The following is a 26,800-nucleotide window of genomic DNA, read 5'->3' as shown; positions in this document are numbered from 1 at the left end:
AGGACCATGGGCCGCATGGCAGACCGCTACATCGAAGTCGCCCTCGCCAAGCGCGGTGTCCGGGCCACGGCGCGGCTCCTCGACGACAAGGCGCCGGTGACCTGCGCGGCCGTGTGGAACGCGCTGCCGCTCAGCGGCGAGGTGTACCACGCGAAGTACGCCCGCAACGAGATCTACTCGCTCTTTCCGCCCTTCGCCCCCGAAGAGCCCCCGCTGGAGAACCCCACCATCACGCCTATCCCGGGCGACCTGTGCTATTTCACCTTCAGTAGCACCGAACTGGGCACGTCGTCGCACGGCTACGACACCCGGCCCCCGAGCGGCACGGTCGTCGACCTCGCCCTCTTCTACGAGCGCAACAACCTGCTGGTCAACGGCGATGTCGGCTGGGTCCCCGCCATCGTCTGGGGCGAGGTCGTGGACGGCCTCCCGGCGCTCGCCGAGGCCTGCAACGACCTGTGGCGCACCGGAGCCCAGGGGGAGACCCTGAGCTTCCGGCGACACCCCTCGGAAGCGGGCGGCTAGGACAGCGGCCCGGGGCGGGGGACCGCCGCCGCCCCGGCCTCGTACAGGGCGTGGGCGGCCCGCAGGACCACGTCGTCGGCGAACCGCGCCCCGACCAGCTGCATCCCCACGGGCAGGCCGTCCCCGTCCACCCCGCACGGCACCGTCGCCGCGGGCTGCTGGGTGAGGTTGAAGGGGTAGGTGAACGGGGTCCACCCCGTCCACCGCCGCGCCCCGCTCCGCGGCGGCACCTCGACCCCCGCCGCGAAGGCCGTGACCGGCAGCGTCGGCGTGACGAGCAGGTCGTACGTCTCGTGGAAGCGGCCCATGCGCCGCCCCAGCTCCATGCGGACGTCCACCGCCGCGAGGTAGTCGAGGGCGCTGAACCGCGCGCCCTGCCCCCACACCTCCCGCAGCGCCGGGTCGAGCAACTCCCGGCGCGCGGGCGGCAGCTGCTGCACGACCCGGGCCACCCCGCTGAACCACAGGGTGTGGAAGGCCTCCACGGGGTCGGCGAAGTCGGGGTCGGTCTCCTCCACGTACGCGCCGAGCGAGGCGAGGGCCTCCACCCCCGCGCGCACGGCGGCCGCCACCGCGGGCTGCACCGCCACCTGCCCGCCGAGCGTCGGCGAGTACGCCACCCGCAGCCCCCGCACCCCGCCGCGCAGCGCCTCCTGGAAGGTGCCCCCGCGCGGGCCCAGACAGGACCAGTCCCGGGCGTCGGGAAGCCCGATCACGTCCATGAGCAGCGCCGCGTCCGCCGCGTCCCGCGTCATCGGCCCCACGTGCGAGAGCGTCCCGAACGCGGACGGCGGGAACAGCGGCACCCTCCCGTACGTCGGCTTGAGCGCGAAGATCCCGCAGAACGCGCCGGGGATCCGCACCGAGCCGCCGCCGTCCGTGCCGAGCGACAGCGGCCCCGCGCCGAGGGCCACGGCCGCCGCGCTGCCGCCGCTGGAGCCGCCCGCGGTGCGCGTGGTGTCGTACGGATTGCGGGTGATGCCGTGCCGGGGGCTGTCCGTGACGCCCTTCCAGCCGAACTCGGGCGTGGTCGTCCTGCCGACGAACACCGCGCCCTGCTCGCGCAGCCGGGCCACGGACGGCGCGTCCTCGTCCCACGGCCCCTCCTCGCTGACGCACCGGGAGCCGCGCAGCGTGGGCGTGCCGCGCTGGAGCAGCAGGTCCTTGACCGTGACCGGCACCCCGTCCACCAGGCCGAGCGGCTCGCCCGCGCGCCAGCGCTCCGCGCTCTCCCGCGCCCCCGCGAGCGCCGCCTCCGCGTCGGTCCTGACGAACGCGTTCACCGCGGGCTGGATCTCCTCGGCCCTGCGCAGCACCGCGCGCGTCGCGTCGACGGGGCTGAACTCGCCCTTGCGGTAGCCATCGAGGAGTTGTACGGCGGTCAGTTCGGCGAGCTCAGTCATGCACGCTCCTGGAAGAGGCCCGACGGGGGGACGGCGCCGGGGGAACTCGGGGGACGCGTGATCCCTGCCCACTCGCGCCCGCCGTCAGTGCCCCGGAACGTAACCGCGTTCCTTGTCGACGACGTTCGGCAGCGGCCGCCCCGCCTCCCACCTGCCGTACAACGTCACGAACTGCGCCCCGAGTTCGTCGCGCCAGCCCACGGTGTCGCCGCTCATGTGCGGGGACACCAGCAGCCCGGGGGCCGTCCACAGCGGGCTGTCCGCCGGCAGCGGCTCGCGCTCGAAGACGTCCAGGGCCGCGCCCGCGATCCACCGCTTCGACAGCGCGGCCACCAGGTCGTCCTCCACGACCAACTGGCCCCGGCCCACGTTGATGAACCGCGCCGAGGGCTGCATCACGCCGAAGCGCCGCTCGTCGAACATGCCGCGGGTGTCCTCGGTGAGCGGCGCCGCGCACACCACCCAGTCGGCGCGGGCGAGCAGCCGGTCGAGGTCGGCGGGCCCGTGCACACCGGTGCGCGGGGTGCGGCCGACCAGGACCGTGGTGATGCCGATCGCCTTGAGCGCGCGCACGATCGCCCGGCCGATCGGGCCCGAACCCACCACGCACGCACGCGTGCCCGCCACCCGCTGGCTCTCGCGGTGCAGCCAGGTCCGCTCGCCCTGGAGGGCGAGCGTGCGCGGCAGGTCCTTGGCCAGCGCGAGCACGACCGCCGCGACGTACTCGGCGATCGGCTGGTCGAAGACGCCCCGGGCGTTGGTCACCACGGTGTCGGAGGCGACGAGTTCGGGACACATCAGCCGGTCGACTCCCGCGCTCGCGGTGTGCACCCAGCGCGGTCGCGGCCCCTCGCCCGGCCAGGCGCGGCGCACCGCGTCGGACAGGAAGTCCCATACCAACAGCACGTCGGCGCCCGGGAGTTCCCCGGCGAGGCCGTCCGCGTCGGTGTGCCGGACGCGGGCCCGGCCGGTCAGCGCGCCGAGCCGCGGCGGCGGCGCGGGCGCCGGGGCGTCGAGGACCAGGACGGTGGGGGGCGCCCCGGCGCCCCCGGACCCGGTTCTTTCGGACACGGTGGAGAATCCGTTTCGCAACGAGAGCCCGCTTCCCTGGAAGTGCGTGCTGGACTGGAGGTGTGCGTGGCACGTGTCGCCGGGCGCCCGGGCCACGGCCCGCACGGCGCGCCCGGCACGCTCGGACCGCGCGCGGACGGACGGCTCGGACGACGGGCCGGACGGCGCTCGCGACGCCGCGCGAGCCGGCGTCCACGACTGTCTGAGATGTGCGGATTGACCACGCTGGCACCCGAACCTACCTTCGTCAACAGAGGCACTGCACTCCCGTGACGGCGGCGGCGAGTACGTTCGGCGCACCCGCTCCCGCCACCGTGTGCACGCCGCACACGTCCCCCGTCCCGACGTCCCGGCGCGTCGCCGGCACCGCACCACTCCCGGCCCCCGGCCGGCCCTGTCACCGCACGCACGCACGAACGTAGGGCCTGCTCATGGACGTCACGTCGTTCTCCCTGGCCGGCGGACCGCACCCGCAGCGCGGTGTCGGTGTCGTCGCCCCCTTCGACTTCGCCCTGGACCGCGAGCTGTGGCGCTGGGTCCCCGACGACGTCTCCCTGCACCTCACGCGCACGCCGTACGTGCCCGTCGAGGTCAGCCTCGACCTCGCGCGCCTGGTCAGCGAGCACGAGACGCTCGCCGAGGCGGTCCGGGCGCTGACCGCGGCCGAGCCCGAAGTCCTCGCGTACGCCTGCACGTCCGGCAGCTTCGTCGGCGGCGTGGCGGGCGAGCGGGCGATGTGCGAGGCCATGGCGCGCGAGGGCGAGGTGGCCGCCGTGACCACCTCCGGCGCCCTCCTGGAGGCCCTCGCCGAGCTGGACGCGCGCCGCATCGCCCTCGTCACGCCGTACACCTGGTCGGTGACGCAGGCCCTGGAGGAGTATCTGGGCGAGGCGGGCGTCTCGGTCGTGGGCCGCGCCTACCTCGGACTCACCCGGCACATCTGGAAGGTGCCCTACCGCGATGTCGCGGACATGGCGCGCCGTGCCGTCCTGCGGCCGGTGGACGCGCTGTTCATCAGCTGTACGAACCTGCCCACGTACGACGTCATCCCGCAGCTGGAGGCGGAGCTGCGGGTGCCGGTCCTGTCGGCGAACCAGGTGACGATGTGGTCGGCCCTGCGACGACTGGGTACGCGTGCGGTAGGGCCTTACCAAGCGCTGATCGACGCGGGCGCGCGGCCGGGCGCGGCGACCCTCGCCCCCCTGGACCCGGCGCTCGGGTCCCCGGCGGTGACCGAGCCGCCCGCCCCCGCCCCGCCCGCCCCCGCGGCGCCCCCGGAGGCCCTGCCGGAACCGCCCGCGGGGCCCGGAGCCACGGGCCCCACCCCAGAAGGAGGCTGGACTTGACCGCACTCGGATTCCTCTACCCGGGGCACTCCGCCGAGGACGACTACCCACGCGTCGAGCAGCTCCTCGGCTCCGACATCCGCCTCCAGGTCGTCCACACCGACATCGGCGAGGACGCCCACCGCGTCGACGCGCTCGTGGAGATGGGGTCGCCCGCGCGGCTCGCCGCCGGGGTCGAGGAGCTGCGCCTCACCGGCGCGGAGGCCGTGGTGTGGGCGTGCACCAGCGGGAGCTTCGTCCTCGGCTGGGAGGGCGCGCACGACCAGGTGCGGGGCCTGGCCAGGGCGGCGGGGCTGCCCGCGTCCTCCACGTCCTTCGCGTTCGCGCACGCGGTACGGGAGCTGGGCGCGGGGCGGGTCGCCGTCGCGGCCACGTATCCCGAGGACGTCGCCGGGTACTTCGCCGCGTTCCTCAAGGCGGCGGGGGTGGACGTGGTGTCCCTCCGGTCCAGCGGCATCGTCACAGCGGCCGAGGTCGGCACGTGGGGGCGCGACGAGGTCCTCGCGCTCGCCCGCGCGGGCGACCACCCCGACGCGCAGGCCGTCCTCCTGCCCGACACCGCCCTGCACACCGCCGCGCACCTCCCCGACCTGGAGGCCGCCCTCGGCAAGCCCGTCCTCACCGCCAACCAGGTCACCGTCTGGGAGGCCCTGCGCCTCGCCTCCCGCCGCGTCAACGCCCCGGCACTGGGGGCCCTCTTCACGAAGGAGCCCTTGGTCCAGGCACCGGGGTCGTAGCCCTCGCGGGGCGCCCCTGGCCCGCCCCTTCCCGCTCCGGGGGCTGCCGCCCCCGTGCCTCCGCTCTTTTCGGCGCTTCGCGCCTCGTCCTCAAACGCCGGACGGGCTGGATCTTCCGGTCTCTCCGGCGTGTGAGGAGCCCCCGGCAGGGCCCGGGAATAAGCGGAGCCTCCCTCCCGTTACTGCCCTCCGTAACCGAACGGACCCGGCAGCCCGCAGGAGGCCCCAGTGCGAGTGGACATGGACGCGAACGACGGCGAGGGCATCAGGGCGGAGCCGAGAGGCACGGCCCCCACCCCCCTGTCCGTCCTGGACCTCGTGACCGTCGGCTCCGGCCGCACCGCCACCGACGCCCTCCGCACCAGCGTCGCCCTCGCCAAGCTCGCCGAATCCCGCGGCTACCACCGCCACTGGGTGGCCGAGCACCACTCGATGCCGGGCGTGGCCTCCTCGTCCCCGGCCGTGATCCTCGCCCACCTGGCCGCCCACACGACCCGCATCCGCCTGGGCTCGGGCGGCGTCATGCTGCCCAACCACGCCCCGCTCGTCATCGCGGAGCAGTTCGGCACCCTGGAGGCCCTCGCCCCGGGCCGCGTCGACCTCGGCCTCGGCCGGGCCCCGGGCACGGACGGCGCCACCGCGGCCGCGCTTCGCCGCACGGACCGGCTCGGCGAGGGCGCCGACGACTTCCCGCAGCAGCTCGCGGAGCTGACCCGGTTCCTCGACGACGACTTCCCCGAAGGCCACCCGTACGCCCGGATCCACGCGGTCCCCGGGCCGGTCCAGGCCACGTCCCCCGGCGGCGTCCAGTCCCCGCACCGCCCGCCGATCTGGCTGCTCGGCTCGTCCGGCTTCAGTGCCCGGCTCGCCGGAGGCCTCGGGCTGCCCTTCGCGTTCGCGCACCACTTCTCCGCGCAGAACACGCTCCCGGCGCTGGACCTGTACCGCCAGTCGTTCCGTCCGTCGGCGCTCCTCGACGCCCCGTACGCCCTCATCGGGGTCTCCGCGCTCGCCACGGACGACGAGGAGGAGGCCCGCCGCCAGGTCAGGGCCGCCGCCCTCAACATGATCCGGCTGCGCACCGGCCGCCCCGGGCTCGTGCCCACCCCGGACGAGGCGGCCGCGCACCACTTCACCGAGGTGGAGCGGGACTTCGTGACCAGCTGGAACAGCAACGTCATCCACGGCACGGCCGACCAGGTCCGCGCGGGCCTCGACGACCTGGCCAAGCGCACCGGCGCCGACGAGCTGATGCTCACGGCCAACGCCCACGGCGGCGACGTACGCCTGCGCAGCTACGAACTCGTAGCAAACGCCTACGACCTCCCCGGGGAGGCCTGAGCGGAAGCGCCCCAAAGGGGCGCGGGGAATTGCGCGAGAAGCCCCGACGAACCCGCAGGCGAAAGCGCATCGCAGGGAAGCAGGGGTGCCGCCCCTTCACGGGGGTGGGGGCGGCACCCCGCGCACGGCACCCGCGCACGGCACCCGCACCCGGCGCCCGAGGCGTCACGCCCCGGCGGCAGCGAGCCCCTCCGCCGCAAGGATCTTGGAAATCCGCTCGGCGGCCACGGCCCGGGAGTACAGCCAGCCCTGCCCGGTGTCGCAGCCGATCCTGCGCAGCCGCTCCGCCTGCCCCGAGGTCTCCACGCACTCGGCCGTGACGGTGAGCCCGAGCTGGTGGGCGAGGCGCACCAGGGCCTCGACGATCACCTCGTCGGCCGGATTGACGTGGCCCTCGTCCTCCTCGTACTGGAAGCCCCGGACGAAGGACCCGTCCAGCTTGAGCACGGAGACGGGCAGGCGGCTCAGGTACGCGAGGTTGGAGTAGCCCGTGCCGAAGTCGTCGATGGCGATGCGCACGCCCATGTCGCTGAGCGCCTGGAGGGCCTGGAGCGGGCGCCCGGCGGAGCCCATGACGGCGGACTCGGTCAGCTCCAGCTGGAGCAGCTCGGGCGCGAGCCCGGTCTCGGCGAGGATCTCCGCGACGTCGGCGACGAGGTCGGAGTCCCACACCTGCCGCACGGCGACGTTCACGCTCACGAACACCGGCTCCCGCTCGGGGTGTTCGTGCTGCCAGCGGCGCGCCTGCCGACAGGCCGTGCGCAGCACCCAGCGGCCCAGCTGCACGATGGATCCGTCTTCTTCAGCAAGTCCGATGAACCGATTCGGCGTGAGCAGCCCGAACTGCGGATGATCCCACCGCACCAGCGCCTCCACGCCGCGCAGACCGCCGTCCTCCATGCCCACGAGGGGCTGGTAGTCGAGCACGAACTCGCCGCGCTCGACGGCGGGCCGCAGCGAACTCGCCAGGGCCTGCCGGGTCATGCGGTGCGCGTTGCGCTCGGGGTCGAAGAGCGTCCAGCGGGCCTTGCCGTCGGTCTTCGCCCAGTACAGCGTGGTGTCGGCGGCCTGCATCAGACCGGTGGTGGTCGTCCCGGCGGCGCGCCGCTCGACGACGCCGATGGACGCCGAGAGGGAGAGGCGCTGCCCGGACAGGTCGAAGGGCTCCTGGAGCGCCCGCAGGGTCGCGTCGGCCAGCTCCGCGAGCTGGTCGGTGCCCGTGGAGTCCTCCACGAGGAGCGCGAACTCGTCCCCGCCGAGCCGCGCCACGAGCGGCGCGGACGTCCTGCCGTACGCGGCCCGGTCGGCGCAGCCGGTCAGGCGCTCGGCCACGGCGGCGAGCAGCCGGTCGCCGACGCGGTGGCCGAGGGTGTCGTTGACCGCCTTGAACCCGTCGAGGTCCAGATAGCACAGGCCGACGCGGCCCGTGCTCGTGTCGTCGTACGCGCCGGCCTCCAGGGCGGTCGCGAGCCGCTCGAAGAACAGCGCGCGGTTGGGGAGACGGGTCACCGGGTCGTGCATCTGGAGGTGGCGAAGGCGCGCCTGGAGGTCGCGCCGTGCGCTGATGTCGGCGGCGGCGAGCAGCACGGTGCCCGGCGCGTGCCGCTCGCCCGGCAGCGGCGAGACGGTGATCTGCGTCCACAGGGAGTGCCCGTCGGGATGTTTCAGCCGGCGCGTACAGCGCAGCTTGGCCTGGCGGCCGCGGAGTACCTCGTGGTACGCGTGCCAGGCGCGGGCGTCGGACGCCAGGTCCACGAGGTCGGCGGCGACCCGGCCCGGCAGGTCCGCGTGGTCCGCGCCGAGCAGCCCGGCGAACGCCTCGTTGGCACAGACGACGAGCCCGTCGCGGTCGACGACGGCGAGGGGGAGGGGGGCCGCGGCGAAGGCCGCGCGGTAGTCGGCGATGTGCTGGACGGAGTGCCCGGCCACACCGCATTGATTACGCTCTGTGACGGCAGGCCGGGTGCGGCCCGGTGCTGTGACCGCTGTGGCAGTCGGCCCTTCGGACGTTCCGTTCACCGCTTGCTCCCGCAGTGCGATCGATCGAGCAGGTCGATGGGGCCCCTGTTCCTGGCGGGTCTGGGGAGGCGATCGACCGCTCATGTGCGGCCGACGGGGCCCGGAAAGTGTGCCGATCATAGAGGGTGGCCCGCATCGCCTCCAGCCGCCGCACCTCGCGGAGGCGGCCCCGGAGACCGCGGCAGATCGTTTCTGCTCGGCCCGGCCCCGCTTTCTTTCTGCGACGACCGCTTGTGACGGTGAGTGAGCGCCGGGAGTGTCGCCTTCTCGACCATGTTCACTCGGTCAGGTCAGACAAACTGGGCTAAGTTCAACAAATCACCACAGGGTGGGTGGGGTGTCCCGCATTCCGCACCCGGAGGTCGACGTGGAGCGTCAGCTCCCCCCTTGGCGGCTCACCCGTGGTGGGGAGCGGCTGCGCACCACGGCCACGCTGTTCACCTGCCTGACCGCCGTGGCCGCCACGTCCCTGGTCGCGGGCCCCGCGATCGCCCACGGCGCGGCGGGCCCGTGCGCCCTCCGCCGCACGGCTGCGCACCACTCCGAGGGCGTCGACACCTGGAACGCCGCGTATCCGCGGCCCACCCGGAGCCGCGACGCCGTCATGGTCTTCCTGTCGTTCCCGGACTCGCCACCGGTGACGACGCCCGCGGAGCTCGCCGCGGACTACTTCCCCGAGACCAGCGACTTCTTCGCGCGTGCCTCGTACGGGCGGTTCCGGTTGCGCGCGCATCCCCAGTCCGAGTGGATCCCGATGCCCAAGGCGTCCACCGCGTACGCCATAGAGCGCGACTGGAACGCCCAGCGGCGGGCTTCCTATCTGCGGGACGCGCTGGCGGCGGCTGATCCGCACGTGGACTTCTCCGCGTACGACATCGTGTACTTCGTGGCCGATCCGGACGCGCCGGGCGTGGACTCGGACGCGACGAAGGTCGTGAACTTCGACCGGCCGATGCGTGCCGACGGGGCCTCGATCCGGCGCATGGTCACGGTCTTCGAGCGCCATCCGCCGGACCGCAACGTCCTCGCGCACGAGACGGGCCACGTCTTCGACCTGCCGGACCTGTACCACCGGCCGACCGACGGCGAGGGCGACTGGGACACGCACGTCGGCGACTGGGACGTCATGGGCAGCCAGTTCGGCCTGGCCCCCGACCTGTTCGGCTGGCACAAGTGGAAGCTGGGCTGGCTGGACCCGCGCCAGGTGGTCTGCGTCCGGGGCGGCGGCCCCCGGCGGCTGACCCTCGAACCCCTGGCGGCGCCCGCCCGCGGCGGCGTCGGCGGCACCAAGCTCGCGGTGATCCGCACCGGCCGGGGCAGCGCCGTCGCGGTCGAGGCCCGCGGTCCGGCGGGCAACGACCATGCGACGTGCAGCGAGGGCGTCCTGGTGTACCGCGTCCACAGCGACAAGGCGTCGGGCCGGGGCCCCGTCGAGGTGGTGGACGCCCACCCGCGCACCGAGGCGTGCTGGAGCGAGTCGGTCTATCCGCCGCTGGCGGACGCGCCGGTGCGCGCGGGGGAGAGCTTCACGGTGCCGGGCGCCGGGGTCAGGATCGAGGTCGCGGACCGCACCCGGTCCGGCGGCTGGACCGTGGAGATCACCCCGGCCTGAGCCGGTACCGGTCACGGACAGCAACGAAAGAGGCCCCTCGCCTTGCGCCTGGGGCCTTGCCCTCAGTGAGGGGGTGTGGGTGGCGAAGCCCCCACGACGCGCGGCGAAGCCATGCAGAAACAGAGATGGCGAGGCGCGCTCGCGCTTTCCGCGAACATGCCTCGCCATCGTCATCGTGCGCCGCCAGGGACTCGAACCCCGGACCCGCTGATTAAGAGTCAGCTGCTCTAACCAACTGAGCTAGCGGCGCCTGCTGACGTCGTAGACCTTAGCACTCTGATCGCCGCTGGGAAAAATCGATATACGCACCGCGGCCTCCGTGGCGCCCCGGGCGGCCCGTAGGCAGGCCCACAGGACCACCTCGGGCCCCGGCAGCCAGGGGCTGCGGGTGTCGGGGGCGACCACCCAGCGTGACCCGCCGCGGTCGCGCTCGTCGCGCGCCAGCGGCGGCACGGTGACGGCGTCCCCGGCGCCGTGGCAGAGCAGCGACGGCACGGCGGAGCCCCACTCCTCCCAGCGCAGCAGCGAGGGGAGCCGCTGGGCGGTGCCGGGCGCGGCGAAGAGCAGGACGCGGCCCCGGTGCACGGCGACGGGGCCGGAGCCCGGCCCCTCGTGCCAGAGCCGGTCGACCATGCGCCGCCCGAACACGGCGGGCACGCTCACCACGTCGAAGGCGCTGCCGCAGGACAGCACGGCGGGTTCGTGGGGCCGGGCCCGCCAGTCGGTGAGGACCCTGCGCGGATACGTTTCCGCGGAGGTGAGCCAGGTGGCGCCGTCGGCGGTCACCTCGGCCGCGGAGCCGAACGCGTGGGGCTGCGGGCTGTGGGGGAGGGTGAGGCTCATGGCGACTACGTGTACCGGGAGTGAGTGCCCGGTTCCGCAGGGTTCCCGAAAGCCGGGACAGTGGCCGCCGGGGTGGGGTACCGTGCGCCCTCGGCATATGCCAGAGGGCTTGCCGGGGGGAGTGGGGCGGACGGGCCTCGTGGGGCCCGGGACGCCCGCGCCGCGGTGGCCTACGGCGTGCCCGTGCCGTCCCTGCGCAGCAGGTCCCGGCCGAACTCCACCATCTTCTTGGCGTAGTCCTCGGTCCACTGCGCGCGCTCGGCGATGTCCGCGTGCGTGAGCCGGTCGAACCGCCGCGGATCGGCGAGCTGCGCGGCCGCGATCGCCTGGAACTCCACGGAGCGGTCCGTCGCCGCGCGGAAGGCGAGGGTCAACTCGGTCGCCCGGGAGAGCAGTTCGCGCGGGTCCTCGATGGACTCCAGGTCGAAGAAGTGCTCCGGGTCTGCGGCGGCTTCCGCGGGCTCGAAGAGCAACGGCGCGGGGCGCATGCGCTTGCCCTGGGCCTCGGGTTCCGCCATCTTCACGTTCCTTCCCTCGTACGCCACGTGCCGCGACCCATTGTCCCCCGCCCCGCAAGAGGCCGGGGACTGCGGCCTCGTCGCCCCGACCGACACACGCGGCGCGCGTGCCGGTGCGGTGGTGTGTGCGGTGTGGCGTGGGCCGGTGTGGGGGTGGTGGTCAGGGGCGCCAGTGCACGCGGTGTTCGGTCAGGTGGGTCCAGGTCGTCATCATGGCGTCCCAGCCGTCGGGGCTGTTTTCCTTGGCCGCCTCCGGCGGCGTGCCGGACTCCGTCCGGCGGTGGGGCGGTGGTGTGTGCGGTGTGGCGTGGGCCGGTGTGGGGGTGGTGGTCAGGGGCGCCAGCGCACGCGGTGTTCGGTCAGGTGGGTCCAGGTCGTCATCATGGCGTCCCAGCCGTCCGGGAACTTCACCGTCACGCCCAGGCGTACGGGCTCCGTCGACGGGTGGTCGTCGAGCAGGGAGTCCACCCCGGCCCGGCACACCACCACGCACGCGTGCCGGTGCCGGGAGGTGAGGACGCACAGCCGGCCCGTCTCCAGGTGGAACGCCGTCGCGTCCGGGCGCCCGGACAGCGGGTGCAGCACCACCGTGACGTCGAACTCCCGCCCCTGGAGCCGGTTCGCCGTGTCCACGGTCACGTCCACCACGCCGAGCGCGGCGAGCGCCGCGCGCACGGCCGCCGCCTGGTCGCGGTGCGCCGTGCCCACGGCCACCCGGTCCGCGGTCAGCGGCACCGGCTCCGCGTCCCGCTCCGACGTGGCCGCCCCGCCCCGGTCGAGCAGCCGCCGCACCACCAGGGCGACCGCCCGCACTGCCTCCGGGTCGGTGCGCGGGGTGTGCCGGGCGGGCAGTTCGAGCAGGCCCCAGCCGGAGGCCGCCGCCTCGTCGATCACCCGGTCGGGCCCCGAGCCGTCCGAGGGCACCGCGAAGCGCAGGGCCCGGTCCTCGGGGCCCGTACCGCTGCGGAACGGCGTGAACGGATAGAACGCGTCCGACACCAGCGGCGCGGCCGACGCGGGCAGCCGCCACGACACCGGCAGGCGGTGCTGCGGCAGCTCGGGGTTGTGCGCGAGCAGCGTGGACACCGCGCTGGCCGACGGGTCGTAGGCGAGCCCGGCCCACTGCTCGGCCTCGGCGATCGCGAACGGGTCCAACTGCCCCGGGTCGCCCACGAACAGCGCCCGCTCGAAGAGCCCGGCCACGGCGAGCAGCGCGTCGGACCGCATCTGGTACGCCTCGTCGACGATCGCGTGCCCCCACGGCTCGACCCCCTGCACGTGCGCCCACTTCGCGGCGGTGGACACCACCACGTCGAGGCCCGCCAGGTCGGCTGCCTTCGTGGACTTCTTGACGTTCGCCAGGCCGTCGAGCGCCTTGTCGTACGGGTCGGAGTCGCTGCTGTGCAGGCGCCCCACCGGCAGCTCGGGGTCCTTCTCGGCGAGGCGCAGGACCAGGTCGTCCACCTGGGCGTTCGTCTGCGCGACCACCATCAGGGGCCGCCCCGCCGCCGCCAGTTCGCGCGCGGCCCGCACGACGAGCGTGGACTTGCCCGCGCCGGGCGGCGAGTCCACGACGACGCCGCGGTGCGCGCCCTGGAGCGTGTCGCGCAGGATCGCCTCGGTGGCGCGTGCGGCCGCGGCACCGGGGTCGAAGGCGGTGGGCGATGCCGGGCTCACAGGGTGTCCTCCGCGGTCACGGGGTCGGGGGTCTCGGCGGCGCCGTCCGGCGGGCCGCCGTGCGTCCAGGGGGTGTCCTCCGGGCCGGGCAGCTTCGGGCCGCCCCGCTGCTCGTGCTCGAACAGCGTCCAGCACAGCCGGTCGCCCGCCTCCGGCACGGAGCCGGGCTCGGGCTCCTTGCCGCGCCCCATCTTGTCCACGATCCGCAGCACCAGCGCGCCGTCCCCCTCGTACGTCACGAAGTGCGCGGTCTGCGGCTTCCCGGCCAGGGAGCGGTACACCTTCACGCCCTCGTCGAGATGCGGCCGGTCGGCCGTGCGCACGGTGACCAGCGGGCGCGGGCGCGGCGACTTGCCCTCGCTGTACGCCATCACGACCTGGGTGACCTGCCCGGCGAACGCCTCGCCGCGCAGCCGCCGCCCGGCCATCACCAAGGGGTCGTCGAGCGCCTCGTGCGCGTCCAGCCGCGCCTGCTCGCGCTCGCGCGTGGCCAGCTTCTGGGCCGCCGTCACCGCGTCGTCCCGGCGCGGCTGCGGCGGCTCGCCGGCGGCGACCCGGTCGCGGTGCGCGGTGAACGACCAGCGGTCGCTCCGCCACCGGTCCTCGGCGTGCGCCGCCTCGGGCAGCGTGCACAGCGCGTCGAGGCCGCGCCACACCGCGTCCCAGGTGGGCCGGGTACGGCTGTCCACCAGGGCGCGGATCTCCCGCTCGGCGGCGGTGAGCCCGGCCAGGCGCGCGTCCGCCGCCGCTCCGTCCTCGGCGGCGGCGAGGGCCGTCCGCGCGCGGTCGTAGGCCTCGATCGCCGGAGCCAGCAGGTCGTTGTCGAACGCCGGGTCGGTGGCCGGGCCCGCGGGCGGGCACAGCAGCTGCCCGGCGGCGTCCCTGGCCAGCTCCGCGCGGAGCGCCGCGGCCGCGCCCGAGGTGCCGTCGGGCGCCTCGATCCAGGCGAGCAGCGCGCCCAGGTGCTGCTCCTCCAGGCTGGACTGGCCCGTCGCCCAGTGCCGCGACAACAGGTCCGTCATGGCGAGCAGCAGGGCCGACCCCGGCACCCGGGCGCGCTCCCCGAAGTGCGTCAGCCAGCGGCCGAGCAGCGGCACGCGCGGCGGCGCCGGATGCGGAGTGTCCGGGTCCTGCTCGGCGGTGCGGCGGAACCGCATGGAGCGGCCGAGGAGCCGGACGAACTCGATGCCCGCACGGCTCGGCACGATCAGCTGGGGCGCGTCCGCGCACAGGTCGACCTCGACCTTGACGCGCTTGCCGGTCTCCGGGTCGGTCTCGGTGCGCTCGGCCGCCTCCACGTCGTCGCCGTACGCCTCCACGTACGGCAGCAGCACGTCGGCGAGCTCGGCGAGGAAGGCGAAGCGGAGGTCGCGGTCGCGGGGCTGGGGGACGACGAGCAGCCGCGGGGCCGTGCGCTCGGTGCCGATCAGCGCCCCGAGCGGGGCGCCCGCCTCACCGGCCGTGGTCAGCGGGACGAGGACGAGCGGGCGCTGGGACAGGTGGCGGTGGCGCACCGTGGCCCGGGGCTGCGCCCGCCCGCTGGCCGTGGCCTCCAGCCGCGCGAGGTTGTCGATGAGGGTCATGGGCGGTGCCTCGGGGTCCTTGCGTGCGGAATGGGGGACATCAAGCCCGTCCGGCGTTTGAGGACGAGGCGCGAAGCGCCGATGGAGCGGGGGCCCCGGGGGCGGCAGCCCCCGGGTTTCGGGAAAGGGGTGGGCCTGGGGCGCACCCGCGAGGCTCGGCCAGCGCCTCCGCCCGCAGCGCCCCGGCGGCGCGCAGCGCGGCCACCACCGGGTCGTCCGGATCCCCGGCCTCGCCGCGCGCGGCCGCGAGGGCCTGCTCCACCGTGGTCAGCGCGCCCAGCTCCCCCCGCAGCGACCGCCCGAGCGCCGTGACCTCGCCCGCCGCGCGGGAGCGCGCACGGCAGTGGAAGGCCAGCTCGCAGGCCGCGAGGCACTCCGGCGCATAGGTCGCGGGCACCGCGTCGACCGCGGCGGTCAGCTCGGCGGCGGGACGGGTGACGTCGAACGTCGTGCCCGGCGGCAGGCCTGCCGCGATGTCCTCGACGCGGGTGAGCCGGGACAGCTGGCGGCGGGTGACGGAGAGCTGCTTGCGGATGTCGACGGGGGACGCCGTCGGCAGGTTCGAGAAGTCCTTGGGGCAGACCAGGAGGACCTGGTCGCGGACCCGGGGCGCCGGGCCGTCGAGCCGGGCGGCCAGGTCCTCCAGGGCGAGGGCGTACACCGCCGCCTGCCGGGCGGCCGCGCCCACCTTCGCCGCGTCCGCCGCACCGTCGATCATCGGGAACGACTTGATCTCCACGACCGTCCACGTGCCGTCCGGGGCGACCACCACCGCGTCCGGCTCGAGGAAGGCCGGGGTGCCCGCGACGTCCAGGGCCAGCATGGGGTGGTCGAGCAGCGTCCAGGCCCCGGCGGCCGTGGCCTCGCGCAGGGCGAGCTCCGTGCGGGCCGCGCGGCCCCGCGGGCCCGCCGCCGTGAGGTCCGGCGTGTGTGCCTCGCCCGGCACCGGCTCGGGGCCGCCGCCCACGCGCGCGTGCGTGAGCCGGAGCAGTTCCGCGCCGCCGTCCGCCTTGACCCGCGCTTCGAAGGCGTGCCCGCGCATGAACGCGAACTGGGACTGCCCGAACGCCGATGGTGCGCCGAGCGAGCGCGCGAGCTCCGCCTTGGGCACGCCCGCGCCGTCCAGGAGCGCCCGTCTGCGACAGCCCGGGTTCGCCGCGAGCGCGGCGAGGGCACGGGCGTCGAGCGGCTGCGCCGGTACGTCAGGTCCGCGCAGCTCCGCCAGCCGTCGCCGCAGCGCCGTCCCCGGTGTCGGCGGTGTTGGCGGGGTGGCCTGCCGGTCGTGCGCTCCTCGGGCCGCGGGAGCCGGACTCGGCACCGAGCTTGCGCTGATGGGGAATTCGCTCACCCGCGGAAGTCTGGCATCCGCCACTGACAACGGAGGCGTGTGCGCCGGAAGTGGCGTCCGCGGCCCGCCCCGCGTGCACGCGCGCGTCGGCGCCCTCGGCGGACGCGGTGTCCTGGCCGGAACCGGAACCGAACCGGCCGGGCAGCGCCGCCGCGACCACGGGCCGCAGGCGCGCCTTGAGCCGCTGCGCGAGCCGCTGGACCGGCTTGACCAGGAGCAGCCCCACGAGCATCACGGCGACGCCCGCTACCGCGTCGAGGAAGTAGTGGTTGGCGGTGCCCATCACGACGATCGTGGTCAGCAGCGGATAGGCGACCGCCGCCGTCTTGGCCACCGGGCCGCGCCCGTACCGCCACAGCATCACGCCGCACCACAGGGACCAGCCGACGTGCAGGCTCGGCATCGCCGCGTACTGGTTGGTCATCCCGCCGAGGCCGCGCGGGGCGCTGGCCTGGCCGCCCCACCAGCCCCAGTCGCTGTACTGCGCCATGGTGTCGACGAACCCGTGGCCGGAGTCCAGGAGGCGCGGCGGACAGGTCGGCATCAGCGAGAAGCCGATCAGGCCGATCAGCGTGGAGACCATCAGCCAGGTGCGGGCCGCGGCGTAGTGCACGGCCCTGCTGCGGAACAGCCAGATCAGGATCAGCGGGGTGACCAGGTAGTGCAGCGACGCGTACCAGAAGTCGGCCGGGACGCCGAGGGACGCGTGGGCGGTGAACCACCGGTTCAGCGGGTGTTCGAGGTTCAGGTTCAGGGCCTTCTCGACCCGCAGGATGGACAGGCCGTGGTCGACGGCCGTGGTCACGTCCCCGCGCGCCAGCAGGCGGCCCGCCGAGTAGGCTCCGTAGACGAGCAGGATCAGCGGCAGCTCGGTCCACCAGCGCAGGCGGAGGCCGGGGACACTCCGTGTCCGGTGCCCGGATATGCCGCCGTTGCCGGCGCCCTGTGCCTCGGTGTGCGGCATCCGGTGGGTCCCCCATCTCAGTTCGCGCTGTTCTCACTCAGTTCTCACGGCGTACGGCCGCTGGGTCACTTTACGGCGTACGCGAAGGCCGACGAGCCATCCCCCTGGTGGTCATAGACGCAGAGATCGGCGCGCGGGTTGCTCATCGCGCGCGTGAGTGATGATGGAAGGAAACAGAAGGGCACATGAGGGAGCGGACAATCACTTGTCCGCTTTTGTCCCAGTCGATTTCTGACATATCGCCTCGCCTCACTGCTGCCCGCTGCCCCCTCGCTCCTCCTCGCACCTCCTTAGGAAGGCTCCTCATGGCACCGCGCATCCTGCTGGCCCGGCACGGACAGACGGAGTGGTCGCTGTCCGGCAAGCACACCGGCAGGACCGACATCCCGCTCCTGGACGAGGGCAGGCGCGGTGCCAAGCTGCTCGGCGAGCGGCTGCACCGGGCGCCCTACGACGGCCTCCCCGGCGTCGAGGTCCGCACCAGCCCGCTCTCCCGCGCGCGGGAGACGTGCGAGATCGCCGGGTTCGGCGACCGGGCCGCGGAGTGGGACGCCCTGATGGAGTTCGACTACGGCGCGTACGACGGCCTGACCCCGGCCGACATCCAGGCGATCCGGCCCGGCTGGTTCATCTGGCGCGACGGCGTGCCGGACGGCGAGACGCTGGCGCAGGTCTCCGCGCGCGCCGACGAGGTGATCGACTGGGCCCGCGGCGCCGACCGGGACGTGCTCGTCTTCGCCCACGGCCACATCCTGCGCGCCATCGGCGCCCGCTGGCTCGGCAACGACATCTCCTTCGCCTCCCGCATCCGGCTCAACCCGACGTCCCTCTCGGTCCTCGGCTGGGCGTACGGGGAGCCCGCGATCGAGTCCTGGAACGAGACCGGGCACCTGGCCGGCTGAGCGGGCCCGCCGTCAGGCACGCGCGCGGGACGCGTGGTGCTCCAGGAAGTCGGTCACCCCTGAGGCGCGCCGGTGCGGGAGCAGCACGCGCGCGGTGGTGGCGAGCATCCCCTGGATGCGGGACGACTGGACCTCGTCGAGCAGCGCGAGTACCCGCAGGCCCGCCGCCGCCGCCTCGTCCGGGCGGCCCGCGCGGGCCAGGTCGTCGGCGAGCTCGGCGGTGTACAGGGCGATGTTCCGGGTGAACTCGGGCGTCTGCGCCGCCGCCACGTGCGCCGCCCGGTGCGCGTGCCGCGAGGCGCGCTCCCAGTGGCCGAGCGCCGACCAGCACTGGGCCTCCAGGCCCGCCAGCTCCGCGGGCCCGTAGAAGGTCATCCACTCCGGGTCCTGCGGCCCTGCGCCCCGGTCGAACAGGGCGTGCGCCTGCGACAGGGCCCGCTCGCAGCCCGCGCGGTCGCCGAGGCCCGCCCAGCCGCCCGCCTCGCGCAGCGCGATCAGCGACAGGAGCCGGGGCGAGGCGACCTGCCGGGCGGCGCGCGCCGCGGCCTGGGCCGCCCGCACCGCCTCGCGCGGGCGCCCGGCGTCGCGCGCGAGGAACGCCGTGTTGCAGAAGGCGTGCGCCTCAAGGGCGGGGTCCCCGGACATCCGGGCCGTCGCGAGCGCCTCCGCGTAGTGCGAGCGGGCGTCGTCGAAGCGGCCCGAGTCGTGCGCCAGCCAGCCCACGGAGATGGCCAGTTCGCCCGCGCCCGTGTACAGCCGGTCCGCCGTGGCCGGGCGTGCGGTGCCCGCGTCGAGCAGGGCGTAGGCGGTGCGCAGCGGCGCGGCGGCGCGCCGGTAGAGGCCGTCGGCGCCGTGCCGGTCGTCGAGCAGCCGGATCCGGCGGACCGCCTCCTCCACCGCGTGCACCTCGGCCTCGCCCGCCGTGCGGGGGCGCGGGACGGTGCCCGCGGCGGCTCCGGCGGTGCCGCTCAGGGGCAGGGTCGTCAGGGAGGCGGCCGCCACGGTGGCGGTGCCGCTGGTCATGAATGCGCGACGCCGCACGTCGCTCTCCTCGTCGCTGTGGTTCTCTTCGTGGTGCCGGAGCCCGCCCGGGGCGGGGACGCGGCCCAGGCCGTGCGCCGGGGGCGCGCCGGAGTCCGTGCGCGCCCCCCGGCCGCGTACCGCAGCGCGCGGTGCGAAGCCGAGGTCCGTCAGCGTCCGGCCGGGGAACATGTGCAGGAACACCCGTTCGTACGCGTAGTTGGGGCAGCGGATCTCGCCCGCCTCGACGCGGCCGACGTACCGCGCGTCGCAGCTGACCCGCTCGCCGATCTCACGCGCGGCCCGCCGCACCAGGGCCGCGAACTCGCCCGGTGAGCGCTGCCCGCGCAGCCGCCGGAAGGCGAGGTTCGGCCGCGGCGGCGGGGTGGACGAGGCCGTGGAAGACGACGCCATGCCGGATCCTCTCGTGGGGACCGAGGCCCTCTCGTGGGGGACCGTGCCGACGAACCGCCGGAGTCCCGCGCCGCGCGCCCCGCCCCCGCGCTGCCCCGTGGTCCGGCCGTGTCCCGGCGGAGCAAGAAAGTACCCTCTGTGACCCGATGACGACGTGGAGTTTGGCTACAAACCGGATATCTCACCCGTGATCTGCCATGAACTGCCATCCTTTGCGGCGGCGTGGCGCCGTAGCCGTTGACGGGGTGGCGCGTTGAACCAGTGCGGAGAGGGAGCGAAGCGGCTTCCGCCCTGGCGAGGAGGGGTTCCCTTGTTGGAGGTCGGCATGGAGAACAGCGAATCTGGGGGCTCACTGACCACGGCGCGGCACCGGCCGAGCCAGGACCGCAGTGCCGGACCCGGCGGCGGCGAGTCGTGCGGCCCCGCCCATCCCGGGCCCCGGGGCCACGAGCCGTACGCACGTCACGCCCCGTCCGCCCCGCACACCGCCCACACCCCGTACAACCCCCACGCCCCGTACGCCCCGCACGGCGTCGACCCCGGTCAGGAGCACTGCGACCTGGTGACCGTGCCCGCGCGGCAGGGCCTCGAAGCCGTCGACATCCTGCGCCGGGGCGCCGGGCACGAGGCCGTGGGGCCCGTCCTGCACGACGGCGGCTGCGACACCCTCGGCTTCCTGGTGCCGCCCGGCACGGCCGCCGCGTGGGACCTGCCGGGCAGCGCCTGTACGCAGACCTTCGGCGGGCCCGGCACGGGCACCCAGGGCCCGACGCCCCCGCCGCCCGTCGCCGGCACCGGCTGGCTGGTACCGCCCCGCCCGACGGACCCGGTCACCGACCCCGCGGCCCTCCGCGCCGCCCTCGGCGAGGCCCAACGCATCATCGAGGCGGCCGACAACTGCCGCTGAGCCCTGCGCTGAGCCCTGCCGGGGTGGCCGGCCGTTGATCGGCCTTCGGCCTCGTCCTCAAACGCCGGACGGGCTTGATGGTGCCGCTGCGGGCCGCATCTCGCCTGCGGGCGGGCGCCGCTGGTCCGCGGACGAGATCCGGCCCGCACCGGAGACTTTCAGCCTGTCCGGCGTTTGAGGACGAGGCGCGGAGCGCCGACAAGGGCCGGGGCCCGGGGGCGGCCGGCCCCCGGTTCGGGGAGGGGCGGGCCTGGGGCGCACCGCGCGAGCGGCACCCCGCGGCCCCGGCGATAATGGCCCGATGGCAAGGAACAGGCGGAGCCGGGACGCGGCGCGGGAAGCCGTGGTCGAGGAGGTCGACGGCGGCCTCGCCGAACTGCTGCCCGACCGCGACCGCCCCCGCGCCTGGACCCTCGTCATCGACGGCGCGCCCCAGTCGCACGTCGACCTCGACGACCCCGCCCACCTCGACTTCGAGTACCAGCGCAGGCTCGGCCACATCGCCGACCTCGCCGCCCCGGCCGGCGCCCCCCTGCACGTGCTGCACCTCGGTGGCGGCGCCCTCACCCTCGCCCGCTACGTCGCCGCGACCCGCCCCCGCTCCACCCAGCAGGTCGTCGAGCGCGACACCGCCCTCGTGAGCCTGGTGCGTCGCGTGCTGCCGCTCGACCCGCAGGCACGCGTGCGCGTGCGCGGCGCCGACGCCCGCGAGGGACTCGCCAAGCTGCCGGACAACTGGGCGGACCTGGTGATCGCCGACGTCTTCAGCGGCGCCCGCACCCCCGCGCACCTGACGTCCGTGGAGTTCCTCGGCGACGTACGCCGCGTCCTGAAACCCGAAGGGCACTACGCCGCCAACCTCGCCGACGGCCCGCCGCTCGGCTATCTGCGCGGCCAACTCGCCACCGCCGCCGCCGTCTTCGCCGAGCTCGCGCTCGTCGCCGACCCCGCCGTGCTGCGCGGCAAGCGCTTCGGCAACGCCGTGCTCCTCGCCTCCGCGCGCCCCCTGCCCATCGCCGAGCTCACCCGGCGCAGCGCGAGCGACCCGCACCCGGCGCGCGTCGAACACGGGCGCGCCCTCGTGGACTTCGGCGGCGGGGCGGCCGCCGTCACCGACGCGAGCGCGGTGGCCTCGCCCGCGCCGCCGCCCTCCGTGTTCCGCTGAGCCTTCGGGCCGCGGCTCAGTACGCGGTGACGTCGACCCGCGGCGCGTGGTCGTGCCACGCGCAGAACACCGAGACGCGGTCCGCGCCCGACGTGAACTCCACCCGGATCCACGCCCGGGTCTTCCACACCCGCATCGACCAGCCCGTCGCGGGCGACGCCGAGACCAGCGTGGCGGAGTCCCCGCCGAGGTCGAACACGACCCGGCCGCCGTCGGTGGGGTAGGTCTTCACCCGGCCGGTCGCGGGCCCGGCGGGAGGGGACGTCCGGGGAGCCGGAGCGCGCGCCGCGGGCGGCTCGCGCGACGGCTCGGGGGCGGCCGAGGGCCGCGCGGGCCTCGACGAGCGCGCGCCGGGCTCCGGTTCGGGCCGGTGTGTGGACGACGACACCGCGCGCTCCGGGTGCTCCGCCGCGAGCGGCAGGGCGCGCGGCGGATCGTAGGCCGTGCCCGCCATCACGGTGTGCACGCCCCACCACGACAGCGTGACCGCCACGCCCGTGGCGAGCGACCACGCGCCGGCGTGCAGGAGACCTCTGCGCATAGCGCGCCATGGTGCCCCACCACCACCCCGGTGGCCACATCACCCGCTCCCGGCAAGGGACATGACGCCCATGTCCGGGCCAAAAGTCCCACGGGGCACCGGCACTGTCCGCATGGCGTACGGTGCCGCCCATGGCTCGTGTGCTCGTCGTCGAGGACGACCCGTTCGTCCGCTCGGCCCTCATCCGGCATCTGTCCGACGCCTCCCACACCGTACGGAGCGTCGGCACCGCCCTGGAGGCGCTGCGCGAGGTCGCCCACTTCCGCTTCGACGTGGTGATCCTCGACCTCGGCCTGCCCGACCTCGACGGCGCCGAGGCGCTCAAGATGCTGCGCGGCGTCACCGACGTACCCGTGATCGTGGCGACCGCGCGCGACGACGAGGCGGAGATCGTCCGGCTCCTCAACGACGGCGCCGACGACTATCTGACCAAGCCCTTCTCCGTCGAGCACCTCTCCGCGCGCATGACCGCCGTGCTGCGCCGCGCCCGCGGCTCAGGGGCGTCACCGGCGAGCCGGGTGCTGCGCGTCGGCGGCCTCGCCATCGACCCGCTGCGCCGCCGGGCACAGCTGGACGGCGCGCCGCTGGACCTGACCCGGCGCGAGTTCGACCTGCTCACGTTTCTCGCCGGGCGGCCCGGCGTCGTCGTGGCGCGCAGGGAACTCCTCGCCGAGGTGTGGCAGCAGAGCTACGGCGACGACCAGACCATCGACGTCCATCTCTCCTGGCTGCGCCGGAAGCTGGGCGAGACCGCCGCGAGCCCCCGCTATCTGCACACCCTGCGGGGCGTCGGCGTGAAACTGGAGCCGCCGCTGTGACGGCGGCGGACGGCGCCCCCGGGGAGCCCGCGCCATGAGGTGGGCCCTGGTGAAGGTGTGCCTGGCCGTCACGACGATGGTCGTGGCCGCCTTCGCCGTTCCGCTGGGCCTCGTCATCCAGGAGATGGCCCGCGACCGCGCCTTCTCCGCCGCCGAACGGCACGCCGCCGGCATGGGCCCCACGCTGTCCATCACCACCGACCGCGCGGAGCTCACCCGGGCCGTCGCCACCTCCGAGGCGGGCGGCCAGGGGCGCATGGCCGTACACGTCCCCGCCGTCGGCTCGCACCCCGCGCTGACCATCGGCGACCGCCGCGCCCACGCCCACGACGTCGCCGCGACGCGCGAGCAGGGCCGGGCCAGGACCGTCACCGCGCCCGGCGGCTACGCGCTGCTCCAGCCCTTCGCCATCGGCTCCGGAGAGATCGCCGTGGTCGAGATCCACGTGCCGGAGAGGGAGGTCAGCAAGGGCGTGACCACGGCCTGGCTGGTGCTCGCGGGCGTCGGGGTCGGGCTCGTCATCGGCTCGGTGGCCGTCGCGGACCGGCTCGGCGTCCGCATGGTCCGGCCCGCGAGACGCCTGGTCGGCGCCGCCCGCGACCTGGGCGAGGGCAGGCTCGGCGCCCGCGTGCCGGAGGAAGGGCCCACCGAACTCCGCCTGGCCGCTGTGGCGTTCAACTCGATGGCCGACCAGGTCGTCCACCTCCTTGCCAACGAGCGGGAGCTGGCCGCCGACCTGTCGCACCGCCTGCGCACCCCGCTGACCGTGCTGCGGCTCAACGCCGCCTCCCTCGGCGACGGGCCCGCCGCCGAGCAGACCCGGATCGCCGTGGAGAAGCTGGAGCGCGAGGTCGACACGATCATCCGCACCGCCCGCGACGCCAAGCCGCGCACGGCCGCCAGCGGTCCCGGCGCGGGCTGCGACGCCGCCGAAGTGATCCGTGAGCGGATGGAGTTCTGGTCGGCGCTCGCCGAGGACGAGGGGCGCGAGGCGCGCGTCGCGGGCGTGGAGCGGCCCGTGTGGATACCGGTGGCGCGGGCCGATCTGGTCGCCGCGCTCGACGCGCTGCTCAGCAACGTCTTCCGGCACACCCGGGAGGGCGCGGCGTTCGCCGTGGACGTGCACAGCGGCGAGGACGCGGTGATCGTGCTCGTCTCCGACGCGGGCGACGGCATCACCGACCCCAAGGCCGCCCTCGCCCGGGGCAGCTCCGGCGGCACGGGCGGCACGAACGACGTGCGGGGCCCGGGCGGCGCGATCGGGTCGACGGGGCTCGGCCTCGACATCGCGCGCCGCCTGGCCGAGTCGACCGGCGGCGACGTACGGATCGGCCGCTCGGTCCTCGGCGGCACGGAGGTGCGGCTCTGGCTCCAGCGCGGGGCCGTCCGGCCGTCGGCCGGACGCCGGGCGGCACGCGCGATGGTGCGCCGCCGACGCCGCACCCCGGCCCGCGGCGGCTAGGGCCTGTGCGGCCGGGCCTTAACGACCCCCGATGCCTTCCTTAAGTCCGGCATAAGGGCCGCTACGGCGCCCCGGAGCAGGGCTAACGTGCGGTGCGGATCCCCCCACGGGAACGCGTGCCCCGGCCACCCCCCTCCGGCCGGGGCACGCACCGTTCACCCCTCGGCCACCGCCCGGGGCAGCTCCCCGCTCGCCGCGACCTTCGCGTACCAGCGGGCGCTCGACTTGGGCGTGCGCAACTGCGTCTCGTAGTCGACGTACACCGCGCCGAAGCGCTTGCTGTAGCCGTACGCCCACTCGAAGTTGTCCAGGAGCGACCACAGGAAGTAGCCCCGGACGTCGGCGCCCTCCAGGATCGCCGCGTGCACGGCGGACAGGTGTCCGTGCAGGTAGCGCACCCGGTCGGGGTCGTGGACCGCGCCGCCCTCGGGCTTGTCGTCGTAGGCGGCGCCGTTCTCCGTCACATAGAGCGGAACCCCGGGGGCCTGAGCGGTGTATTCGAGGAGAAGGTCCTTCAGTCCCGTGGGATCCACCGGCCAGTCCATGGCGGTGAGTTCGCCGGGCGCGCGGTGGAAGGAGACCAGGGAGTCCGCGCCCGGCCAGGGGGAGTGGTCGCTGCCCCCGTGCCCGTCGTGGCGCGGGGCACCGGAGGGGGCGGCGGCCGACACGACAGCGGGGGAGTAGTAGTTGATGCCGAGGAAGTCCAGCGGCTGCCGCGTGACGTCCAGGTCGCCGTCGCGCACGAAGGCCCAGTCCGTGACCCGCGCGGTGTCCGCGAGCAGATCGTCGTCGTACGCGCCGCGCAGCATCGGCCCGGTGAAGACCCGGTTGGCGAGCGCGTCGATCCGGCGCCGCGCGTCCAGATCGGCGGGCGACGAGGTGAGCGGGCGCACCGCGCTCGGATTGAGGCTCACCCCGATCCGGGCCCGGGCGGGCAGGGCCGCGCGCAGCGCCCGGGCGCCGAGGCCGTGTGCGAGGCTGAGGTGATGGGCCGCGCGCAGGGCGGCGGCGGGGTCGGTGCGCCCGGGGGCGTGCACCCCCGAGCCGTAGCCCAGGAAGGCGCTGCACCAGGGCTCGTTGAGGGTCGTCCACAGCTCCACGCGGTCGCCGAGCGCCCCCGCGACGATCCCGGCGTACTCCGCGAAGCGCTCGGCGGTGTCCCGCTCCGGCCAGCCGCCGCCCCCCGGGCCCCCGCCGGGCAGCGCCGATTCGAGTTCCTGGGGCAGGTCCCAGTGGTAGAGCGTGACCATCGGCGTGATGCCGTGCGCGAGCAGCTCGTCGACGAGCGCGCGGTAGAAGTCGAGGCCGCGCTGCACGGCGGGCCCGCGCCCGGTGGGCTGCACCCGGGGCCAGGACACCGAGAAGCGGTAGGCCTTGAGCCCGAGGTCCGCCAGGAGCCGCACGTCCTCGCGCCACCGGTGGTAGTGGTCGCAGGCCACGTCCCCGGTGTCGCCGCCGAGCACCTTGCCCGGCGTATGGCTGAAGGTGTCCCAGATCGACGGGGTCCTGCCGTCCTCCCGCACGGCCCCTTCGATCTGGTACGCGGCGGTCGCGGCACCCCACAGGAAGCCGGGGGGAAACCGCAGGTTCGCATCGGGCATGGAAGCGCTCCCAGGATTCGTACGGATGGAGGAGGGGCGGGACGGCGGGGCGCGGGCTCACCCCTTGACGGCGCCCTGCATGATCCCGCCCACGATCTGCTTGCCGAACAGGACGAAGGCGAGGAGCAGCGGCAGCGTGCCGAGCAGCGCGCCCGCCATGATCACGGACTGGTCGGGGATCTGCCCCCGGCCGAGCCCGGCGAGGGCGACCTGCACGGTGGGCTCGCCGCCCTGGGTGAGCGCGATGATCGGCCAGAAGAAGTCGTTCCACGCCATGACGAAGGTCAGCATGGCCAGGACGGCCATCGCGGGCCGCGCCGCGGGGAAGACCACGTGCCAGATCAGGCGCAGGCTGCTCGCCCCGTCCACCCGAGCCGCCTCGATCAGCTCGGTGGGCAGCGCCTCGATGAGGTACTGGCGCATGAAGAACACCCCGAAGGCGCTGACCAGCGTCGGCAGGATCACCGACTGCAGCTGATCGGTCCACCCGAACTCCGCGATCATCATGAACAGCGGTACGACACTGAGCTGCGGCGGCACCAGCATCGTGCCGATCACCAGAAGCAGCAGCAGACCGCGGAAGCGGAAGCGCAGCTTGGCGAAGGCGAAGCCCGCGAGGGTGGAGAAGAGCACCGTGCCGATGGTGATCGTGCCCGCCACCACCAGGGTGTTCAGCAGGGCGGTGCCCATGTTGGCGTCGGTCCAGGCGATCTCCAGGTTCTTGAAGAGATTCCCGCCGAACCAGAACGGGGGCGGTGTCTGGGCCAGCCGCGTATTGGTCCGGGACGCGGCGATCGCCGTCCACACCAGCGGGAAGAGCGACCCGATGGTGAAGAGGACCAGGACGGCGTACGTCAGCTTCCCGCCGTGCAGCTGCCGTCCGGCGCCGCGCTTCCCCGGGCCGCGCCCGCGCCGTACGGGACCGGACCCGGGCCTGCCGGTGCGCGGTGCGCGGCGCGTCTGCGTCACGTCGGTCATGTCAT

At 74.9% G+C, this 26,800-nt stretch carries 23 protein-coding genes and 1 tRNA gene; 10 read left to right on the top strand and 14 right to left on the bottom strand.

All coding sequences use genetic code 11. The features are described 5' to 3' along the window. Window positions 1-15 precede the first annotated feature (15 nt). Window positions 16-525 (top strand): DUF3830 family protein, encoded by a 510-nt coding sequence (locus tag MQV74_RS16405; RefSeq protein WP_242718387.1) that lies wholly within the window; start codon window positions 16-18, stop codon window positions 523-525. Here MQV74_RS16405 and MQV74_RS16400 read toward each other — a convergent pair. Together MQV74_RS16400 and MQV74_RS16395 are read right to left on the bottom strand one after the other, a co-directional pair. After that, window positions 522-1,928, bottom strand: a complete 1,407-nt coding sequence (locus MQV74_RS16400) for an amidase (protein ID WP_242718385.1) — start codon at window positions 1,926-1,928, stop codon at window positions 522-524. The genes MQV74_RS16405 and MQV74_RS16400 overlap by 4 nt on opposite strands. An 84-nt stretch (window positions 1,929-2,012) precedes the next feature. Beyond that, on the bottom strand, window positions 2,013-2,999 hold the full coding sequence (locus tag MQV74_RS16395) for a D-2-hydroxyacid dehydrogenase (protein ID WP_242718383.1): 987 nt from the start codon (window positions 2,997-2,999) through the stop codon (window positions 2,013-2,015). Window positions 3,000-3,430: 431 nt separating this feature from the next. Here MQV74_RS16395 and MQV74_RS16390 point away from each other — a divergent pair, with 431 nt between their 5' ends. From MQV74_RS16390 to MQV74_RS16380, 3 genes are all read left to right on the top strand, one after another. Continuing rightward, window positions 3,431-4,345, top strand: coding sequence for a maleate cis-trans isomerase family protein (locus tag MQV74_RS16390; protein ID WP_242718381.1), 915 nt, complete (start codon window positions 3,431-3,433; stop codon window positions 4,343-4,345). Then, window positions 4,342-5,082, top strand: a complete 741-nt coding sequence (locus MQV74_RS16385; RefSeq protein WP_242718379.1) for a maleate cis-trans isomerase family protein — start codon at window positions 4,342-4,344, stop codon at window positions 5,080-5,082. The genes MQV74_RS16390 and MQV74_RS16385 overlap by 4 nt, the downstream gene beginning before the upstream one ends. A gap of 240 nt (window positions 5,083-5,322) precedes the next feature. Beyond that, window positions 5,323-6,423, top strand: a complete 1,101-nt coding sequence (locus MQV74_RS16380; RefSeq protein WP_242728750.1) for an LLM class flavin-dependent oxidoreductase — start codon at window positions 5,323-5,325, stop codon at window positions 6,421-6,423. A gap of 165 nt (window positions 6,424-6,588) precedes the next feature. Here MQV74_RS16380 and MQV74_RS16375 read toward each other — a convergent pair whose 3' ends face one another. Then, on the bottom strand, window positions 6,589-8,442 hold the full coding sequence (locus MQV74_RS16375; protein WP_242718377.1) for a putative bifunctional diguanylate cyclase/phosphodiesterase: 1,854 nt from the start codon (window positions 8,440-8,442) through the stop codon (window positions 6,589-6,591). Window positions 8,443-8,779: 337 nt separating this feature from the next. Between MQV74_RS16375 and MQV74_RS16370 the strand changes: the two genes are divergently transcribed. Beyond that, window positions 8,780-10,054: a M6 family metalloprotease domain-containing protein gene (locus tag MQV74_RS16370; protein ID WP_242718375.1), complete on the top strand. Its 1,275-nt coding sequence runs from the start codon at window positions 8,780-8,782 to the stop codon at window positions 10,052-10,054. A gap of 176 nt (window positions 10,055-10,230) precedes the next feature. Here the strand turns inward: MQV74_RS16370 and MQV74_RS16365 are convergent. From MQV74_RS16365 to MQV74_RS16335, 7 genes are all read right to left on the bottom strand, one after another. After that, window positions 10,231-10,304: transfer RNA gene (locus tag MQV74_RS16365), tRNA-Lys, on the bottom strand. Next, on the bottom strand, window positions 10,295-10,897 hold the full coding sequence (locus MQV74_RS16360; protein WP_242718373.1) for a bifunctional DNA primase/polymerase: 603 nt from the start codon (window positions 10,895-10,897) through the stop codon (window positions 10,295-10,297). Before MQV74_RS16360 ends, MQV74_RS16365 begins: the two co-directional genes overlap by 10 nt. 170 nt (window positions 10,898-11,067) lie before the next feature. Beyond that, entirely contained in the window at window positions 11,068-11,415 is a 348-nt protein-coding gene (locus MQV74_RS16355) for a hypothetical protein (RefSeq protein ID WP_242718371.1), read from the bottom strand. Between the two features lie 330 nt (window positions 11,416-11,745). Next, window positions 11,746-13,092: an AAA domain-containing protein gene (locus tag MQV74_RS16350; RefSeq protein WP_242718370.1), complete on the bottom strand. Its 1,347-nt coding sequence runs from the start codon at window positions 13,090-13,092 to the stop codon at window positions 11,746-11,748. Beyond that, entirely contained in the window at window positions 13,089-14,675 is a 1,587-nt protein-coding gene (locus MQV74_RS16345) for a hypothetical protein (protein WP_242718368.1), read from the bottom strand. The genes MQV74_RS16350 and MQV74_RS16345 overlap by 4 nt, the downstream gene beginning before the upstream one ends. A 40-nt stretch (window positions 14,676-14,715) precedes the next feature. Beyond that, window positions 14,716-15,993 (bottom strand): hypothetical protein, encoded by a 1,278-nt coding sequence (locus MQV74_RS16340; protein ID WP_374120783.1) that lies wholly within the window; start codon window positions 15,991-15,993, stop codon window positions 14,716-14,718. Then, the gene (locus MQV74_RS16335; protein ID WP_242718366.1) at window positions 15,878-16,987 is read right to left on the bottom strand and encodes a phosphatase PAP2 family protein; all 1,110 of its coding nucleotides are present in this window, start codon (window positions 16,985-16,987) and stop codon (window positions 15,878-15,880) included. Before MQV74_RS16335 ends, MQV74_RS16340 begins: the two co-directional genes overlap by 116 nt. 305 nt (window positions 16,988-17,292) lie before the next feature. Here MQV74_RS16335 and MQV74_RS16330 point away from each other — a divergent pair, with 305 nt between their 5' ends. Then, window positions 17,293-17,889 carry a histidine phosphatase family protein gene (locus tag MQV74_RS16330; RefSeq protein WP_138959872.1) on the top strand — a complete coding sequence of 199 codons (597 nt, stop codon included), beginning with the start codon at window positions 17,293-17,295 and terminating at the stop codon, window positions 17,887-17,889. A gap of 12 nt (window positions 17,890-17,901) precedes the next feature. Here MQV74_RS16330 and MQV74_RS16325 read toward each other — a convergent pair whose 3' ends face one another. Further along, complete coding sequence (locus MQV74_RS16325; RefSeq protein ID WP_242718364.1) at window positions 17,902-19,323, bottom strand: tetratricopeptide repeat protein; 1,422 nt, start codon at window positions 19,321-19,323, stop codon at window positions 17,902-17,904. A 325-nt stretch (window positions 19,324-19,648) separates the two neighbouring features. On the opposite strand from MQV74_RS16325, the gene MQV74_RS41175 reads away from it, so the two are divergent. Next, window positions 19,649-20,230: a hypothetical protein gene (locus MQV74_RS41175; RefSeq protein ID WP_308402275.1), complete on the top strand. Its 582-nt coding sequence runs from the start codon at window positions 19,649-19,651 to the stop codon at window positions 20,228-20,230. Window positions 20,231-20,531: 301 nt separating this feature from the next. Further along, window positions 20,532-21,395 carry a spermidine synthase gene (locus MQV74_RS16315; protein WP_242718362.1) on the top strand — a complete coding sequence of 288 codons (864 nt, stop codon included), beginning with the start codon at window positions 20,532-20,534 and terminating at the stop codon, window positions 21,393-21,395. Window positions 21,396-21,411: 16 nt separating this feature from the next. Here MQV74_RS16315 and MQV74_RS16310 read toward each other — a convergent pair whose 3' ends face one another. Beyond that, window positions 21,412-21,936 (bottom strand): hypothetical protein, encoded by a 525-nt coding sequence (locus MQV74_RS16310; protein WP_242718360.1) that lies wholly within the window; start codon window positions 21,934-21,936, stop codon window positions 21,412-21,414. 131 nt (window positions 21,937-22,067) lie between these two features. Between MQV74_RS16310 and MQV74_RS16305 the strand changes: the two genes are divergently transcribed. Together MQV74_RS16305 and MQV74_RS16300 are read left to right on the top strand one after the other, a co-directional pair. Then, complete coding sequence (locus tag MQV74_RS16305) at window positions 22,068-22,754, top strand: response regulator transcription factor (protein WP_242718358.1); 687 nt, start codon at window positions 22,068-22,070, stop codon at window positions 22,752-22,754. A gap of 34 nt (window positions 22,755-22,788) precedes the next feature. Next, complete coding sequence (locus tag MQV74_RS16300) at window positions 22,789-24,216, top strand: sensor histidine kinase (RefSeq protein WP_242718356.1); 1,428 nt, start codon at window positions 22,789-22,791, stop codon at window positions 24,214-24,216. Window positions 24,217-24,371: 155 nt separating this feature from the next. On the opposite strand, the gene MQV74_RS16295 is transcribed toward MQV74_RS16300, so the two are convergent. Continuing rightward, window positions 24,372-25,817 (bottom strand): GH1 family beta-glucosidase, encoded by a 1,446-nt coding sequence (locus MQV74_RS16295; protein WP_242718354.1) that lies wholly within the window; start codon window positions 25,815-25,817, stop codon window positions 24,372-24,374. A gap of 57 nt (window positions 25,818-25,874) precedes the next feature. Continuing rightward, window positions 25,875-26,795 carry a carbohydrate ABC transporter permease gene (locus MQV74_RS16290; RefSeq protein WP_242718352.1) on the bottom strand — a complete coding sequence of 307 codons (921 nt, stop codon included), beginning with the start codon at window positions 26,793-26,795 and terminating at the stop codon, window positions 25,875-25,877. Between the last annotated feature and the right edge of the window lie 5 nt (window positions 26,796-26,800).

Origin of the sequence: Streptomyces sp. AN091965 (assembly GCF_022698285.1) — a bacterium.
Classification (GTDB): Bacteria; Actinomycetota; Actinomycetes; order Streptomycetales; family Streptomycetaceae; genus Streptomyces.
The sequence above is the reverse complement of the archived record's forward strand: the minus strand, read 5'-3'. Positions and strand labels throughout refer to the sequence as shown.